At 59.5% G+C, this 13,256-nt stretch carries 10 protein-coding genes; 7 read left to right on the top strand and 3 right to left on the bottom strand.

The genetic code is table 11. The features are described 5' to 3' along the window. Positions 1 to 110 precede the first annotated feature (110 nt). From KG007_RS01680 to KG007_RS01665, 4 genes are all read left to right on the top strand, one after another. A complete protein-coding gene (locus KG007_RS01680) occupies positions 111 to 1,100 on the top strand; it encodes a YitT family protein (RefSeq protein ID WP_195458279.1) in 990 nt (329 codons plus the stop codon). After that, entirely contained in the window at positions 1,101 to 2,453 is a 1,353-nt protein-coding gene (gene miaB, locus KG007_RS01675; protein WP_195458278.1) for a tRNA (N6-isopentenyl adenosine(37)-C2)-methylthiotransferase MiaB, read from the top strand. 21 nt (positions 2,454 to 2,474) lie between these two features. Continuing rightward, complete coding sequence (locus KG007_RS01670) at positions 2,475 to 3,941, top strand: DEAD/DEAH box helicase (RefSeq protein WP_213347114.1); 1,467 nt, start codon at positions 2,475 to 2,477, stop codon at positions 3,939 to 3,941. Between the two features lie 84 nt (positions 3,942 to 4,025). Continuing rightward, positions 4,026 to 4,679: a DedA family protein gene (locus KG007_RS01665; protein ID WP_213347113.1), complete on the top strand. Its 654-nt coding sequence runs from the start codon at positions 4,026 to 4,028 to the stop codon at positions 4,677 to 4,679. 99 nt (positions 4,680 to 4,778) lie between these two features. Here the strand turns inward: KG007_RS01665 and KG007_RS01660 are convergent, their stop codons facing one another. Further along, positions 4,779 to 6,278: a catalase gene (locus tag KG007_RS01660; RefSeq protein ID WP_195458275.1), complete on the bottom strand. Its 1,500-nt coding sequence runs from the start codon at positions 6,276 to 6,278 to the stop codon at positions 4,779 to 4,781. Between the two features lie 198 nt (positions 6,279 to 6,476). Here KG007_RS01660 and KG007_RS01655 point away from each other — a divergent pair, with 198 nt between their 5' ends. After that, a complete protein-coding gene (locus KG007_RS01655; RefSeq protein WP_213347112.1) occupies positions 6,477 to 7,310 on the top strand; it encodes an AraC family transcriptional regulator in 834 nt (277 codons plus the stop codon). 88 nt (positions 7,311 to 7,398) lie between these two features. Beyond that, positions 7,399 to 7,992 (top strand): DUF417 family protein, encoded by a 594-nt coding sequence (locus KG007_RS01650; RefSeq protein ID WP_394369636.1) that lies wholly within the window; start codon positions 7,399 to 7,401, stop codon positions 7,990 to 7,992. A gap of 199 nt (positions 7,993 to 8,191) precedes the next feature. On the opposite strand, the gene der is transcribed toward KG007_RS01650, so the two are convergent. Both der and KG007_RS01640 read right to left on the bottom strand, forming a co-directional pair. Beyond that, positions 8,192 to 9,496, bottom strand: coding sequence for a ribosome biogenesis GTPase Der (gene der, locus KG007_RS01645; protein WP_195458273.1), 1,305 nt, complete (start codon positions 9,494 to 9,496; stop codon positions 8,192 to 8,194). Positions 9,497 to 9,718: 222 nt separating this feature from the next. Continuing rightward, complete coding sequence (locus KG007_RS01640) at positions 9,719 to 11,812, bottom strand: cation:proton antiporter (RefSeq protein ID WP_195458272.1); 2,094 nt, start codon at positions 11,810 to 11,812, stop codon at positions 9,719 to 9,721. Between the two features lie 285 nt (positions 11,813 to 12,097). On the opposite strand from KG007_RS01640, the gene KG007_RS01635 reads away from it, so the two are divergent. Further along, positions 12,098 to 13,249, top strand: a complete 1,152-nt coding sequence (locus KG007_RS01635) for an MFS transporter (RefSeq protein ID WP_213347111.1) — start codon at positions 12,098 to 12,100, stop codon at positions 13,247 to 13,249. Positions 13,250 to 13,256 lie beyond the last annotated feature (7 nt).

Here is a 13,256-nt window from a genome sequence, read left to right as displayed (position 1 = left end):
TATCTTTGCGAGGAATTAACCCCGGCTCGGATAAGCGACGCCTCGGCACGGCCCTGAAATGCCGCTGTGCATGGCCTGCGTTATCCCTGCACCCTAATAGATTTTAACGTATGAACACAAAGGCTTTGCTCGAACCGATGGGCTCGTGGGCGTGGTGGCGCTCGTGGTTCCTGATTTTCCTCGGCTGCTCGATCATGGGCGCGGGATTCGTGCTTTTCGTCAATCCTTACAAGTTCGTGCCGGGCGGGGTTTATGGCATGGGTATCGTGCTGCACAACATCTTTCCTTCGATACAGGTCGGAACGTTCGGCTACATGTTCGACATCCCGCTGATGCTGACTGCCATGCTGGTCTTCGGCGGCGGATTCGGCACGCGCACGGTGCTGGCGGCGCTCTTTACGCCGGGTTTCATGAACATACTCACGCGGCTGGTTTACCCCGATGCCGAGGCGGTTCAGTCGCTGGACCCTTCGCTGTTGCTGGGCGGGCGGCTGGACCTTTCGAACGACCTGCTGCTGACGTGTGTCATCGGCGCCGTGGTGATCGGCGTCGGGCAGGGCATCGTCGTGCGGCAGCAGGCGACCACGGGAGGGACCGACATCGTGGGCATGCTGTTGCAGAAATTCGCCGGGATCAAATTTTCGACGGGCATCCTGCTGGCCGACGGTTTCGTCGTGATGTCGGGGCTCGCGGTGATAGGCTTCGGAATAGGCACGGGCGAAGCGGCCGCCAACGGCTGGATGCTGACGCTTTATTCGCTCATCACGATCTACATCTCCTCGCGGGTGATCGCTTACCTGCTCGACGGTGCGTCGTACGACAAATTGCTGTTCATCATCAGCGACCACCACGAGGAGCTCAAACGGTTCATCATCGATGACCTGGACCGCAGCGCCACTTATATCAAATCGAAGGGCATGTACACCGATTCGCTGCGCGACATGATTTTTTTGGTGGTAAGCCGCAAGGAGGTGCGCCTCGTGCAGCACAAGATCAAGGAGATCGACCCCAAGGCCTTCGTCGTGGTGACCGACGCCTACGAAACATTCGGGGAAGGGTTCAAGCAGTTCCCCGAGAAAAACGAGATACACGCGGAATAAATGGGTTTTAACAGCAATACATTAAGGCCGCTCCAAGGTGCGGGGCGCAAACTTTTTATCGAGACCTACGGCTGCCAGATGAACGTCAGCGACACCGAGACGGTCGTCTCCATCATGCAGCGGGAGGGTTACGTCTATACGGAGCAGATCGGCGAGGCCGATGTCATCCTGATCAACACCTGCTCGATCCGCGACAATGCCGAGCAGCGTATCTGGGGACGCCTGGCAGACATGAAGCGCTACCGGCGTGCAAATCCGGGCCTCGTCGTGGGCATCATCGGCTGCATGGCCGAGCGTCTGCGCGAAAAACTGGTCGAGGGACCCCACGGCGTCGATGTCGTGGCCGGGCCGGATGCCTACCGCGACCTGCCGCGCCTGGTGCGCGACGCCGAAGCGGGCGGCAAGGGGATCAACGTCCTGCTTTCGACCGAGGAGACCTATGCCGAAATCGCCCCTGTGCGCCTCGACCGCAACGGCGTGAGCGCTTTCGTGGCGATCATGCGCGGATGCAACAATTTCTGCTCCTACTGCGTGGTTCCTTATACCCGGGGCCGTGAGCGGAGCCGCGACGCTGCGACTATCGTTGCCGAGGCCCGGAATCTGTTCGAGAACGGTTACCGCGAGGTGACGCTGTTGGGTCAGAACGTCAATTCCTACCGTACGGGCGATGTCGATTTCCCGGAACTGATGCGCCGCGTGGCGTCGATTTCGCCGCTGTTGCGCGTGCGTTTCGCCACTTCGCATCCCAAGGACATGAGCGACCGCCTGCTGGAGGTCATGGCTTCGATGCCCAATATCTGCCGCTCGATCCACCTGCCGGCCCAGTCGGGCGCCACGTCGATGCTCGACCGTATGAACCGCAAGTATTCGCGCGAGTGGTATCTCGACCGCATCGCCGCCATCCGCCGCTACCTGCCCGACTGTACGATTACGACCGACCTGATCGCCGGATTCTCGGGCGAAACGGAGGAGGAGCACGAGCAGACCCTTTCGCTGATGCGCGAGGTCGGGTATGAATTTGCATACATGTTCAAGTACTCCGAGCGTCCCGGGACGTTTGCCGAGAAACACCTGGGGGACGATGTTCCCGAGGAAGTGAAGTCGCGCCGCCTGTCGGAGATCATCGCCCTGCAAAACGAACTGGGACATGCGAGCAACCTGCGCGACGTGGGCCGGGAGTTCGAGGTGCTGGTCGAGGGCGAATCGAAGCGCGACAAGAACCAGTTGTCGGGCCGCACTTCGCAGAACAAGGTCGTCGTGTTCGACCGCGGCGAACACCGCGTCGGCGACTACGTGAAGGTCCGCATTACGGGCTGTACGCCTGCAACGCTTTTCGGAGAAGAGATTTATTGATAATACATAAAGTATAAAGTTATGCGTTTTGACGAACTCGACCTGGAGGATGAAATCCTCGACGGCCTTGAGGATATGAATTTCCACGAGATGACTCCCGTGCAGGAGCACACGATTCCGGTGATCCTGGAGGGCCGCGACATTATCGGCTGCGCCCAGACCGGCACGGGAAAGACGGCGGCCTATACGCTGCCGCTGCTCAATAAACTTTTACTCGACGGCAACCCCGACAATGTTGTCAAGTCGCTGATCATCGTGCCGACGCGCGAGCTGGCGCAGCAGATCGACCAGCAGTTCCAGGGTTTTTCCTATTATGCGCCCCTTTCGACGACCGTGGTTTACGGCGGCGGCGACGGCAAAGGATGGGATGTCCAGAAAAACGGCATGTTGCAGGGTTCCGACGTGGTGATCGCAACCCCGGGCCGCATGATCGCCCACCTGCAGAACAGCGGCGTCGACCTTTCGCACGTCGAGTACCTGATTCTCGACGAGGCCGACCGTATGCTCGACATGGGTTTCAGCGACGACATCATGAAGATCATTTCGTACATGCCCTCCGATCGGCAGACGATCATGTTCTCGGCGACGCTGCCCCCGAAAATCCGCGAACTGGCTAAAACCATCCTGCGCAACCCTGCGGAGGTCAACATCGCCATCTCTAAGCCGAACGAGGCCATCGACCAGTCGGCTTACATCTGCTATGAGAGCCAGAAACTGGGTATTATCCGCGAGCTGTTCGCCGAACCGACCGATTCGAAGACGATCATTTTCTCGTCGTCGAAACTCAAGGTCAAGGAGCTGGCCCATACGCTCAAGCGCATGCAGCTCGACGTTGCGGCCATGCACTCCGACCTGGAGCAGGCCCAGCGCGAGGAGGTGATGCTCAATTTCAAGAATAACAAGGTCAAGATTCTCGTGGCTACGGACATCGTCGCCCGAGGCATCGATATCGAGGACATCGGCCTGGTGCTCAACTACGACGTGCCGCACGATCCCGAAGACTATATCCACCGCATCGGCCGTACGGCCCGCGCGGCGGCTACGGGCAGCGCTGTGACCTTCGTCAACGAAGAGGAACAGGGCAAGTTCCACCAGATCGAAAAATTCATCGAACGGGATATCCGCAAGGCCGACCTGCCCGAAAGCGTGGGTGCAGGGCCGAAATATGCTCCCGACGAGAACCGTGCCCGCTTCGGACGTGGCCGCAGGGGCCGTCCCGGTTCGGGAGGCGGTTCCGGCCGGGGCCGCGGCGGACGGAACGACCGTTCGGGGCGCAATGACCGCGACCGCCGCAGCGAGCGTCCGGCTGGTGCACAATCTGCCGCCGCACAACCCGCTTCGCCGGACAGCGACCATGCTTCGGGCCGCGGCGAAGGCAACCGCGGTACGCGTGACCGCCGTCGCCACCGCGGGGGCCGTAACCGGGGCCGCGGCAATAAGCCGCAGGGCGGAGAGCCGCAGAACGGCGGAGGGGCTCCGCAGGCGTAGCCGGAATGTCGGAGGTCGTATTTCGCGGGGTAAAAGTAGTGCCGGGCGCCGGAATCGGGCGGGGTGTTTGTAAACTGGGCAGCGATGGATTTCGTAATTGATTTTATCCTGCATATCGACCAGTATATGATCGGTATCGTACAGGAATATCATATGTGGACGTATGCCATCCTGTTCCTGATCATTTTCTGTGAAACGGGACTGGTGGTCACGCCTTTCCTGCCGGGCGATTCGTTGTTGTTCGTCGCGGGGGCCATTGCGGCGCTGCCCGGCATACCGATCACCCTGCCGATGCTGATTCTCGTCGTTTTCGTCGCCGCCGTGTTGGGGGATTCGTGCAACTATATGATCGGCCATTTCTTCGGAACGCGGCTTTTCAGCAATCCCGATTCCCGGATATTCAGGCAGGGCTACCTCGACAAAACGCATGAGTTTTATAAGAAGTACGGCGGCAAAACCATTATTCTCGCCCGCTTCGTGCCCATCGTCCGCACGTTTGCGCCGTTCGTGGCCGGAATGGGAAAAATGCACTACACCTATTTCATGGCCTACAATGTTGCCGGCGGAGCGGCATGGGTGCTGCTTTTCTGCTGTGCGGGTTATTTCTTCGGCGACCTGCCGTTCGTACAGCGCAATCTCGAACTGCTCATCGTGGCGATTGTTTTCGTCTCGGTCCTGCCGGCTGTTTTCGAGGTGATCCGGGCGCGTTGGGCCTTTCGGAAAACGGCGAAACGATAATTCCGGCCCGATAAAAAATCCCCGAAACTGTGCAGTTTCGGGGATTTTTGTTTGCCGGCCCCGGCCCGAAGGGCTGGCCTCCCGGCAGGGTGGGTCTTTTTAATGCCGGCGCGGGTCCCACGAGGGATGCGCAGGGTCCTCGGCCTCGAGGGCTTCTTCGAGCGAAATCCCGAGGGCTTCGGCCACGCCCTTGCCGTAGGCCGGATCGGCGTAGTAGCAGTGGCGCACGTGGCGCTGCTTGATGAACAACTCGGCGTCGCCCATGGCGCGGCCTGTATTCTCGCAGGTCGCCTTCTGGTCTTCGGGCGACATTACGCGCCACAGCAGACCGGGCTGGGTGAAATAGTCGCTGTCGAGTTCGCGCTCGTCGTAGTTGTACACGTCGCCGTTCACGGCCAGGGGCGGCTCCTTGAGGGCGGGATTGTCCTGCCATTCGCCGTAACTGTTGGGTTCGTAACCCTTGGCCGAACCGTAGTTGCCGTCGGTGCGCATCTGCCCGTCGCGGTGGAAGGCGTGGAACGGACAGCGGGGTTTGTTCACGGGAATTTCCGTGTGGTTTACGCCCAGCCGGTAACGCTGTGCGTCGCCGTAGGAGAACAGACGCCCCTGCAACATCTTGTCGGGCGAGAAGCCGATGCCCTCGACGATGTTCATCGGGTTGAATGCCGACTGTTCGACATCCGCATAGTAGTTCTCCGGATTGCGGTTGAGTTCCAGGACGCCGACCTCGTGCAGCGGGAAATCCTTGTGATACCACACCTTCGTCAGGTCGAACGGATTGAGCTTGTAGTTGCGGGCCTCCTCCTCGGTCATCAGTTGCACGTACATCGTCCAGCGCGGGAAATCGCCGCGCTCGATGGCGTCGTAGAGGTCGCGCTGGTGCGATTCGCGGTCCTTGCCCACGAGGGCTTCGGCCTCCGCATCCGTCAGGTTTTTGATGCCCTGCTGGGTCGTGAGGTGGAACTTCACCCACGTGCGCCGGTTGTCCTTGTCGTAGAAGCTGTACGTGTGGCTTCCGAATCCGTGCATGTGGCGGTAAGAGGCCGGAATGCCGCGCGGCGACATGGTGATCGTCACCTGGTGGAGTGCTTCGGGTAGCAATGTCCAGAAGTCCCAGTTGTTGTTGGCCGAGCGCAGGTTGGTGCGCGGATCGCGTTTCACGGCATGGTTCAGGTCGGGGAATTTCAGCGGGTCGCGCAGGAAGAATACGGGGGTGTTGTTGCCCACGAGGTCCCAGTTGCCTGCGTCGGTGTAGAACTTCATCGCGAAGCCGCGGATGTCACGCTCGGCGTCTGCCGCGCCGCGCTCTCCGGCCACGGTCGAGAACCGCACGAAGCACTCGGTCTTCTTGCCTACTTGGGCGAAGATCGACGCACGGGTGTATCGGGTGATGTCCTGTGTGACCGTGAAGGTCCCGAATGCGCCGGAGCCTTTGGCGTGCATGCGGCGTTCGGGAATGACCTCGCGGTCGAAATGGGCGAGTTTTTCGAGGAACCACGGATCCTGCAGCGTCACGGGGCCGCGGACGCCTGCTGTCTGAATGTTCTGGTTGTCGGCGATCGGCCGGCCGTTTTCGGCTGTCAGTTTCTTTTTGTCCATAATTTTTTTATTTGGTTAGAGCAGAATTTCTTCTTGTAAATGTATAATATAATTTACTGATAAACAAATTAATAATATTGATGGCAGCATAACAAAAACTGATAATAGCCAAAATCATGCCCGGGCAGATCGAAATCCGGAACCCGGTTTTTTCGGCTTTTGTGCAGGGTTTTCGCTTTCAGGTGTTATCTTTGGAATATGAATATAGCATTCAGCACTCCTTTGAAGGGCAATCTCGTTTTGTGCCGGGACCTTCGCGATGCGGAACCGATCCACCGCTCCGACCTTTACAAATTCCTCTGGGTGCGGCAGGGCAGCCTGTCGTTGGAGGTCGACCATGTCCCGCTGCGGCTCGCTGCGGGGGAGATCATATCGCTGACGCCCCTCCACCGCCTGGGCAACGTTCGTTCCGACGGCGAATGCCTTTCGCTGCTTTTCGACAGCAATTTCTACTGCATCTTCGGCCACGACGGTGAAGTTTCGTGCAACGGCCTGCTGTTCAACGGCTCTTCCGAACCGCTGCGGCTGGTGCTTTCCGCCGAACGGCAGGAGGCCCTCGGACGCATCGTCGACGAATTGTGCGCCGAGTACGAAGTGGACGACGGACTGCGCGAAGAGATGCTTCGCATGCAGTTGAAACGTTTTATTATCGTATGTACGCGCGCCGCGCGCGAGCATCTCGGGGTCGACGGTCCGCAGGAGCAGTTGTTCGACATCGTGCGTCGTTTCTATGTGCTTGTCGACGAACATTTCCGCACCCGCCGCCGCGTACAGGATTACGCCGAACTCCTGCACCGCTCGCCCAAGACCCTTTCCAACCTCTTCGCCGCCTGCGGCCGCCCGTCGCCGCTGAGTGTCATCCACGACCGTGTGAATGCCGAGGCGCGGCGTCTGCTGCTTTATACCGACAAAAGCGCCAAGGAGGTCGCCTACCTGCTCGGTTACGAGGATACGGCGGCGTTCAGCCGTTTTTTCGCCAAAATGAACGGCGAAAGCATCACCGATTTCCGTCGTCGGGCGCAACGGGAATAATCGCCAATATTTCCGGCGGTCCTGCTATCGTACTGCGGGCCTGAAATGCCGAACTTTGCACCATCGAAACACTAAAAACTCAATAACGATGATGCAAAAACTCTCCGGCCTGTTTTACGGCTTTCTGAAAATCGCTGCTGCTTCGCAGCGGCTCGGACTCGGTATGATCCGGGTTGCTGTCCTGGTGATCTTCGTCTGGATCGGCGGACTCAAATTCTGGAACTACGAAGCCGAAGGCATCGTGCCCTTTGTGGCCAACAGCCCCTTTATGAGTTTCTTCTACGACAGTAAAGCTCCCGAGTACAAGCAGTACAAGCTGCCCGAAGGCAGTTTCGATCCCGCCAAACACGAATGGCACGAGCGGAACAATACCTACGGATTCTCGCACGGGCTGGGCATCCTGATCATGTCGATCGGCATCTTGACCTTTTTGGGCTTCTTCTCGGCGCGCGTGGGACTGGTCGGCGAACTGCTGGCTGTCGTGATGACGCTCGGAACCCTCTCGTTCCTGGCGACGACCCCCGAAGTCTGGGTTCCCGACCTGGGCAGCGGCGAGTTCGGGTTTCCGCTCCTTTCGGGCGCGGGCAGGCTCGTAATCAAGGATACGGCCATCCTGGCAGGCGTCGTGGTCCTGCTCTCCGATACGGCCCGGCGGCTGCTCGAACGACGCAGGACGGCATAGAAAAAGCCCCTCAATCCGAGGGGCTTTTTCTATGGGCTATGCTTTGACTATCGGTTGAAACCTTACTTCTGCGGAAATAGATTTGCATCGGAACACCCGTAACAAAAGCCCCTCCTGTCAAGGAGGGGTTTGGGGTGGTTGTCAGTACCGGATTTTTCGGGTCTGCAAGCCGTTGGGAGTTGTGCGTCTGTCCGAAACCTTACTTCTGTCGGAAATAGATTTGCATCGGAACACCCGAAAAATCCCAGTGGTCGCGCATGTTGTTTTCGAGGAAGCGGCGGTAAGGCTCCTTGATGTACTGCGGCAGGTTGACGAAGAACGCAAACTGCGGCGTGGGCGTCGGTAACTGGGTCACATACTTGATCTTGATATATTTGCCCTTGGTTGCGGGGGGCGGGTAATTCTCGATCAGCGGCAGCATGTAGTCGTTGAGTTCCGAGGTCGAAATGCGGCGCTTGCGCGACTGGTAGACACGGATGGCAGTTTGCAGTACGTCGAAGATGCGCTGTTTGTTCATCACCGAGGTGAAGATGATCGGAATGTCGTTGAACGGTGCGAGCTTTCTTTTGAGGAACTCGGTCCACTCCTTCATCGTATTGGTCTCCTTTTCGATCAGGTCCCATTTGTTGACCACGATCACGCATCCTTTGCGGTTGCGGACGATCAGGTTGTGGATGTTCAGGTCCTGCGATTCGAGGCCTTGCTGCGCGTCGATCATCAGGATGCATACGTCCGAATTTTCGATGGCGCGGATTGAGCGCATCACCGAGTAGAATTCGAGGTCTTCCATCGTTTTGCCCTTCTTGCGCATGCCGGCCGTGTCCACGAGGTAGAAATCCATGCCGAATTTGTTGTAGCGCGTGTGGATCGAGTCGCGGGTGGTCCCGGCGATCGAGGTCACGATGTTGCGCTCTTCGCCCAGCAGGGCGTTCGTGAGCGACGACTTGCCGACGTTCGGGCGGCCTACGATGGTGATGTGGGGCAGGTCTTCGTCCTCTTCGGCGAGCGTCTCCACGGGAAGCGCGGCCAGGATGGCGTCCATCAGGTCGCCCGTGCCGCTTCCCGACATCGAACTGATGCAGTAAGGATCGCCCAGTCCCAGCGCGTAGAACTCGTGCGAGGAGTAAATCTGGTCGTTGTTGTCGACCTTGTTGCAGACGAGAATCACCTTCTTCGAGGTGCGGCGCAGGATGTCGGCCATCAGCATGTCGAGGTCGGTGATACCGGTCCTTACCTCCACGAGGAAGAGGATCACGTCCGCTTCGTCGATGGCCAGCAGCACCTGGCGGCGGATTTCGTCTTCGAAAATATCCTCCGAGTTAACAGTGTAACCGCCCGTGTCGATGATCGAAAACTCCTTGCCGTTCCAGTCGGTCTTGCCGTAATGGCGGTCGCGGGTGGTTCCGGCCGTCGCATCGACGATGGCCTTCCGCTCGCCCACGAGGCGGTTGAAAAGGGTGCTTTTGCCGACGTTCGGACGGCCTACGATTGCTACAAGGCTCATATCTTATCTTTTTCTTATTTTTCTGTTGTTCGCTCTGTTTGGCCGCTTCGCCCGCCGCAGTTGCGGTTTCTGGGGCGTTTGCCTGCCTGGCCCTCCTCCGGGGACGGGGCTTGTCGTATCGCAGCCGGGTTTTCGGCCTCAATGCCGACCGGGCGAATTATTTGCAAAGATAGCGCAAATCCGCGAGCAGAAAAATTTTTTCGCGTTTTTTACATCCGTCCGTCAGATATATCGGCTCTCGGTGTCGCCCGCCTGCACGGGGTAGAGCAGCACGGAACTGTACCCGGCGAAAAAGTGTTCGAGATAGGCCGGGATGCGGCTCATCACGGGGTTGTACGAAACCCGGTCGCGGCGGCTCATCACGAACCACAGGCAGTCGTCGGCACGCATGTCGTGTTCGAGCGACGGCAGGTCGTCCCACTGCGCGAAGGGTACGAAGTCGATGTTCGCCGGGCGTTTGCGCCCTTTGGGACGCAGGTATTCCAGCGTCGCTTCCGGGGCGAAGACGACGATTTTGGCCCCCGAGTTTTCGGCCAGGAGGCGGATGCGGCGCTGCCACATCTGGAATCCCGCCTCCTGCTCGGCCTTCTCGGGCACGACGATCAGGTGGCGTTTGATGGTGTTCAGCGGCTGCATGGGGTTGTACATGAAGGTCGTGACGTTGCTCTGCGCCAGTACGTCGGCGGCCATCTTGCCGATGCCGGGGCCCGATGTCCCGGGGATGCCCGTCAGGGTCGGCCCGGCCTGTGATGCATGGTGCATACCCATCACGATGTCGGTAATGTTGCGTTCGCGGACGACGCTGACGATGGCGTTGGAGATGTTCACGTCGTAGCGCATCAGCTCCTGCAGGTAGATGTCGCCCGAGGCCGCCGCCGTAGCCGCTACGTCGAGGACTTTCTGGGCGCGTTTTTCGAGGTTCGGGTCTTCGGCCTTGTTGTCGATGGCGTGCAGGGCGTAAAGCCCGTTGGGCTCCTTGGCGCGCTTGAGCATCGAACTCAGCCACACCAGTTCGTTGGCCGTACGTTCGTCGGCCACGGGGATCAGGATATGGTCCTCCTGCCTGGGGGCTTTATCCTCGTGGTCCTGCGTGTTACGGATGGCGATGTTGTGGGCGCCGCGCTGCGTGGCGAAGGTCGACACGGTGCAGGTCGCCAGGATCATCAGGATCGTGCCGTTGAGCACGCTTTCGTTCAGCAGGCGGATCGGCTCCCCGTCGGGCGTATGGCCCAGGATGATGTTGTAGCCGACCATCACGGCGGCGAGCGTCGCGGCCACGTGGGCCGAACTCAGGCCGAAGATGACGGTCCGCTGGTCGGGCGAGAGGCGGAAGGTCTTCTGCGTGAGCCATGCGGCGATGAATTTCGCTGCTGTGATCAGCACGATCATGATCGCCGCCACTTCGAGGCTCTCCCAGTCGCGGAAGAACGCCCGGTAGTCGATCAGCATGCCCACGCCGATCAGGAAAAAGGGAATGAAGATGGCGTTGCCGACGAACTCGATGCGGTTCATCAGCGGCGATGTGCGGGGGATCAGCCGGTTGAGGGCCAGTCCCGAGAGGAATGCGCCGATGATCGGCTCCAGCCCTGCGAGGTGGGCGAGGTAAGCGCCCAGGAAGACCATCACCAGCACGAAAATGTACTGCGATACGTTGTCGCTGACCTGCTTGAAGAACCAGTGGGCCAGCAGCGGAAACAGGAAGATGATGATGGCGATGCAGAGCGTCACGGAACCCGCGAGCCGCCACCAGAACATGTCGTCGACGTTGCCCGTGGCCATGCCGACGATCACGGTGAGCAGCAGCAGGGCCAGCGTGTCGGTGATGACCGTGCCGCCGACGGCGATCGTGACGGCCTTGTCGCGGGCGATGCCCAGTTTGCTGACGATGGGGTAGGCGATGAGTGTCTGCGAAGCGAACAGTCCTGCGAGCAGGATCGACGAATAGATCGAGAACCCGAGGATGTAGTAGCCGGCCAGGATGCCGAAGGTGAGCGGTACGCCGAAGGTGTAGAGTCCGAAGATGAGGCTTCGCCAACTGTTGTGGCGGAAATCGGACATGTCCATGTCCAGTCCCGAGAGGAACATGATGTACAGGAGGCCGGCCGTACCCGATAGGATGATGCTGCTGTCGCGCAGCACGAGGTTGAGGCCGTGGGGACCGATCACCGCTCCGGCGATGATGAGCCCCAGCAAATAGGGGATTTTGAGTTTGTTCAGCAGGAGCGGAGCCGCGAGGATGATGACCAGGATCAGCAGGAACTTCAGGATCGGGTCCTCGAGCGGCAGCGTCAGGTTTATGTGCGAGAATAGAAGCATCGAATTATTCGGTTGTATTTAGACAAATATAATGAAATCTGCGTTTATATCCAAACGGTGCGCCGGGTTTTGTTGCCGTCGCGGCCTGCCTGCCGGTGCGAAGGTCGCTTTTTCAGGGCTGCGCCATATTTCGGCGGCCTGCGTATCTCGCACGCTTTTTGTTCATTGAGTCGCATTTGTTGTGTTCGGCGGAGCAGGAGATGTGAAATAATAGCCGTCCGAAACTCGGTTTTTGCGGAAAAAAATGTAACTTTGAAAAATTTGGAACAGGAAATTTCGCCTCGGATGAGCGTAGACAAAGTAGATAAACGATTGCTCGGGCCCGTGCTTGCGGGCTTTTTCATCATGGGATTCTGCGACATGGTGGCCCCGATCACGGGCCGCATCGCCGCCGAGTTCCCGCCCGGACAGCAGGCTGCCGTGAGCTTCCTGCCGACGATGGTTTTCCTCTGGTTTCTGGTGCTTTCGACTCCGGTCGCTGCGCTGATGAACCGTTGGGGGCGCAAGACTACGGCGCTCCTGGGCTACGGCTTCACGATCGCGGGCCTCATGGTTCCCTATGCCGCAGGCGCGGACTGCGCCCTGGGCTGGTATTTCGCCGGCTTCGGGCTGCTGGGTATCGGCAATACGGCGATCCAGGTGGCCGTCAACCCGCTGCTGGCGACCATCGTTCCCGGAGAGCGGATGACCAGCTACCTCACCGTGGGGCAGATTTTCCGCAACACTTCGCTGCTCCTGCTGGCGCCCATCGTCACGGGACTGGTGGCCTTGACAGGGTCGTGGCGGCTTCTGCTGCCGATCTATGCGGGCCTTACGGTCGTCGGGGGCGTCTGGTTGCAGTTGACGACGGTTCCCGAGCCTGTGCAGCCGGAGCGTGCCGCCGGGCTGGCCGACTGCTTCCGCCTGCTGAAAAACCGGGCCGTGCTGCTCTCGACGCTGGGCGTGGCCGCGTTCATCGCCGCCGATGTGGGTATCGGTTTTCTCTCGGTGCGGCTGATCGACAACCCTTCGTCGATCCTCACGACCACGGGGTTCTACGCCTGCCGCATCGTCGGTACGCTTATCGGGGCCTGGGTGCTGGTGAAGGTCTCCGACGTGAAGTACCTGAGCTGGAACATGGCCGGGGCGCTGGCGTTGTGCGCCGCGCTGCTGTTCGTGCGCAACGAAGCGGCCATCTATGCCGCCGTGGGCCTGCTGGGGTTCGCCATGGCGTGCGTCTTCGCTACGTTCTATGCCGTCGCCACCAAAGCCGTTCCGGAGAATGCCAACGGAGTGGCCGGGCTGATGATCATGGCCATCTCCGCCGGAGCCGTCTCGGGGCCTGTCTGCGGTGCGGTTATCCGCGCTTCGGGCAACCCGCACCTGGGCATGCTGTTCGTTGCCGCGTGCATCGGTTACATGCTCTGGGCCTCCTTCCGATTGAGAATTAAAAATTAAGAATTAA

Source organism: Alistipes montrealensis (assembly GCF_018362775.1).
GTDB lineage: Bacteria > Bacteroidota > Bacteroidia > Bacteroidales > Rikenellaceae > Alistipes > Alistipes montrealensis.
The sequence above is the reverse complement of the archived record's forward strand: the minus strand, read 5'-3'. Positions and strand labels throughout refer to the sequence as shown.

Coding starts and splice junctions, on each gene's coding strand:
- KG007_RS01680 (WP_195458279.1), top strand. CDS start 111: ATGAACACAAAGGCTTTGCTCGAACCGATGGGCTCGTGGGCGTGGTGG.
- miaB (WP_195458278.1), top strand. CDS start 1,101: ATGGGTTTTAACAGCAATACATTAAGGCCGCTCCAAGGTGCGGGGCGC.
- KG007_RS01670 (WP_213347114.1), top strand. CDS start 2,475: ATGCGTTTTGACGAACTCGACCTGGAGGATGAAATCCTCGACGGCCTT.
- KG007_RS01665 (WP_213347113.1), top strand. CDS start 4,026: ATGGATTTCGTAATTGATTTTATCCTGCATATCGACCAGTATATGATC.
- KG007_RS01660 (WP_195458275.1), bottom strand. CDS start 6,278: ATGGACAAAAAGAAACTGACAGCCGAAAACGGCCGGCCGATCGCCGAC.
- KG007_RS01655 (WP_213347112.1), top strand. CDS start 6,477: ATGAATATAGCATTCAGCACTCCTTTGAAGGGCAATCTCGTTTTGTGC.
- KG007_RS01650 (WP_394369636.1), top strand. CDS start 7,399: ATGATGCAAAAACTCTCCGGCCTGTTTTACGGCTTTCTGAAAATCGCT.
- der (WP_195458273.1), bottom strand. CDS start 9,496: ATGAGCCTTGTAGCAATCGTAGGCCGTCCGAACGTCGGCAAAAGCACC.
- KG007_RS01640 (WP_195458272.1), bottom strand. CDS start 11,812: ATGCTTCTATTCTCGCACATAAACCTGACGCTGCCGCTCGAGGACCCG.
- KG007_RS01635 (WP_213347111.1), top strand. CDS start 12,098: ATGAGCGTAGACAAAGTAGATAAACGATTGCTCGGGCCCGTGCTTGCG.